This is a genomic window from Desulfonatronospira sp. (assembly GCA_003563255.1).
In the GTDB taxonomy this organism is placed as follows: Bacteria; Desulfobacterota; Desulfovibrionia; order Desulfovibrionales; family Desulfonatronovibrionaceae; genus Desulfonatronospira.
In genome coordinates, this window is the sequence record PWSL01000232.1 from 1 (window position 1) to 2,881 (window position 2,881).

General features: G+C 46.0%; 2 protein-coding genes and 1 tRNA gene. 2 read left to right on the plus strand and 1 reads right to left on the minus strand.

Translation table 11 applies throughout. From position 1 onward, the window contains the following. The first annotated feature begins 272 nt into the window (after window positions 1–272). Window positions 273–348: transfer RNA gene (locus tag QZP87_RS06785), tRNA-Ala, on the plus strand. Between the two features lie 949 nt (window positions 349–1,297). Here the strand turns inward: QZP87_RS06785 and QZP87_RS06790 are convergent. Continuing rightward, on the minus strand, window positions 1,298–1,489 hold the full coding sequence (locus QZP87_RS06790) for a hypothetical protein (protein ID WP_291322162.1): 192 nt from the start codon (window positions 1,487–1,489) through the stop codon (window positions 1,298–1,300). Between the two features lie 173 nt (window positions 1,490–1,662). On the opposite strand from QZP87_RS06790, the gene QZP87_RS06795 reads away from it, so the two are divergent. Further along, entirely contained in the window at window positions 1,663–2,463 is an 801-nt protein-coding gene (locus QZP87_RS06795) for a flavodoxin family protein (protein WP_291322163.1), read from the plus strand. The last annotated feature ends 418 nt before the right edge of the window (window positions 2,464–2,881 follow it).

Sequence of the window (2,881 nt, forward strand, 5' to 3'; positions counted from 1 at the left end):
CTTTTATCTGTGTCAATCTGCCTGCCCGGTGAAATAGACGAAGTCTCAGCGCAGTTTATCCCGTGAAACAGTCCCATGGGACTCCCCAAAGGGGGTTTCACTGGGACGGATTTCACTGGGGGTGATCTGCCTGCCCCGTAAAATTTCTTCCCATTTTACTGGGGTGGGCTAAAAACTCTTTTCTTTATTGGGTTGCGGGCAAAGCCCGCCTTAGAGAAAAAATATTGCTCTTGACAAGGCAAGGAATCGAATATAGGAATAACAATCAGAAAGGGGCTGTAGCTCAGTTGGGAGAGCGCCTGAATGGCATTCAGGAGGCCCGGGGTTCAACTCCCCGCAGCTCCACCAAAGATTTCAAGGGGTTAGGCTGAAAGGCTTAACCCCTTTCTTGTGTAGATTCAGGATTTGTCCCCGCATTGTCCCCAAAAAATGCCTCACGGTTATCTGCGCATCCATATAGTTTCATATCGTTTCTCCCTTTTTATGTAGCATATGTTGCTCCAATCCTCCGGCCATTTTTATGCCTCTCAACGTTCTGTAGCCTAAAGTATTTGGCCCATACCTTACCCCATTTTTTGATTTTCAAGGGCCTCTACAGGGCTCCTGTGGCTTTATCTGGTACTTAAAATTTGCTTGTTTCTGCCAGGTATATTGATAACCCCCTGACAATCCTGTCCAGATCACAATTATATTCCTGTTGAAAACTTTTCCATAATCGTCTAACCGATACTCACTCCCCACCATAAATAACACCAGGAGTCGGAAATGGCTGGAAATGGTCATGACCCTTAGCCCCAAGCAGTTACCTGTAGGACTGCCTATTACCCAAATAACACAAACATGAAAGTAAGGATTTTTTCTTTTCTTGTTCCCAGGCTCCAGCCTGGGGACATGAAAAGAATTTTTTGGCGCTTAGCACAAATTTCGGAACAACATGTTGTTTCATTTTCAAAGAAAGCCAAGAGGTTTTGCCCACGGAACACACGGAAGAACACTGAAGCTTTTATCGCTCCCACGCTCTGAGTGGGAGCGTATCTGGATCCAGCACTCACTATTGGCAATGGAGAAATACCAGAAAAAAATAGTATTCAAATATTTATATGCGTTGAAAAAAAAATAGAAAGCATTAATGTGTTACAAAAAAATGTCAGATAATAGCACTACCTGGTCATGTAACACCCTGAAATTTAAGGATCCAACTGAATTTTGCAACCATAGTTTTGAGCTATGGCGGGGGTTCAGCGCCTGGCACTGTAACTGTTCCGCACTTTTTTATATAAAGACTGCTGCCCACAGATCACACCCAGTGAAATCCACTGCGCTGAGACATAACGTCTATTTCACCGGGCAGGCAGATAGACATAGATAAGAGAGGTTTTTTATGTGCATACCAGGAATAAAGAACCAGGCATGCTCTCCTCTTGGAATCAAGCTCTACGTGCAGACGCAGGGACTGTAAGAACTTAAGCGGGTCGAATGGGGTGCGCATAAATGCCATCCTGAAAGCAGGCCACAAGAAAAAGCATCAGAATACAGCTTCTTTCAGCTTCTTCCCCGGCTTGAACATGCCAGACATAGGTTTCTGATAACTTGTCGTATTTGCAAAATATAAGCCAGGACTGCCCGGCACCTGAAAAAAAGTTTAAAAAACAGGAAATCGCAATGAAAATACTGGTGGTGAACAGTACCTATCGCCCTAAGGGGACTACGACGGAACTTGCGAGGTCATTCATGCAGGGAGCTGAATCCAGCGGTGCTGAAGTGGATATGATCATGCTCCAGGAAAAAACAATAAATTACTGCACCAACTGCCTGAAATGCTACAGCTTTACTGAGGACGGCATTGCTCCCTGCATCCTTAAGGACGATATGGACGAGATCATCAGCCGGATTGTCGAGTCTGAAGGAGTCCTGTTCGCATCTCCGGTTCATAACGGGTTTGTGACCGGACTGATGACTGTCTTCTTGGAACGACTGGTTTGGCGCGTCTGCCGCTCCTCATCTCCTGTGATCAACTGCATGGGCCTTGAAAGCCGTGTAAATGATAAGGTTAGGGCACTGGGCTCCATAGTCAGTGCTGGAGGCATGCCTGAACGGTTAAGGAAGTTTTGCGATGGCGGCACACCATGGCTGAAGGACAATGCCACATTGATGCTGCACGGTCATTGGATTGGGGATATCTATGCCGGAGCCGAACTTGAACATTTGCCGCAAAGTGATCAAGACTGGAAACGGCTGTACTTTCTGCGCCGTTTAAGTAAGGATCAGCAAAAGCGGGCGCATAAGCTTGGAGTTTCAATGGTCAAAGCCATAAAATCTGGCGGATTGAAGCCGGTTACTATGGAGAAACTAATTAATCCTGCATTGCGCTGGAGTATTGAATTGTACTGCAAAGTGTTTCCCAACTATCGCCTTGCCGGGGGCAGGCCTGCTGAAAAACAAGAAAAACCCGGGAATAAATGAGAATAACTGGGCCATTGGACAGTCAAGAATTCTTTTTGAACATGCTTGTTATATTGATCATATCAAACAGCATGAATAACCGCAAAAGCAAGCCTAAGCCGTTGATCTATTTGTTCTCAACGTTGTGCTAAAAAACTTCAGCAGGCTGGGAAATCTATGCTTGTACCACAGGGTAACACTTCCTGGCATGATCCAGCAGCATAAGCATGACGGTCTTGACCAGAACCTGGGTGCCAGGATTCTTGCTTTCCCGAGGGTTAGTGGCTTACTCCTGAAACCCTGTCATAAAAAACAAGAAAAATTTGAGCCATGACGGAGGTTCAGCACTTGGCACTGGGACTGTTTCATTTTTGGACACTAAGCTCAGGTGCTCTCCCCGCCGCGCAAGCGGCTGATGCCTTTTCCTTGCGGGTTCTTA

Excerpts from the sequence above, each read along its gene's own strand:
- QZP87_RS06790 (WP_291322162.1), bottom strand. The coding sequence starts at position 1,489 with ATGCGCACCCCATTCGACCCGCTTAAGTTCTTACAGTCCCTGCGTCTG.
- QZP87_RS06795 (WP_291322163.1), top strand. The coding sequence starts at position 1,663 with ATGAAAATACTGGTGGTGAACAGTACCTATCGCCCTAAGGGGACTACG.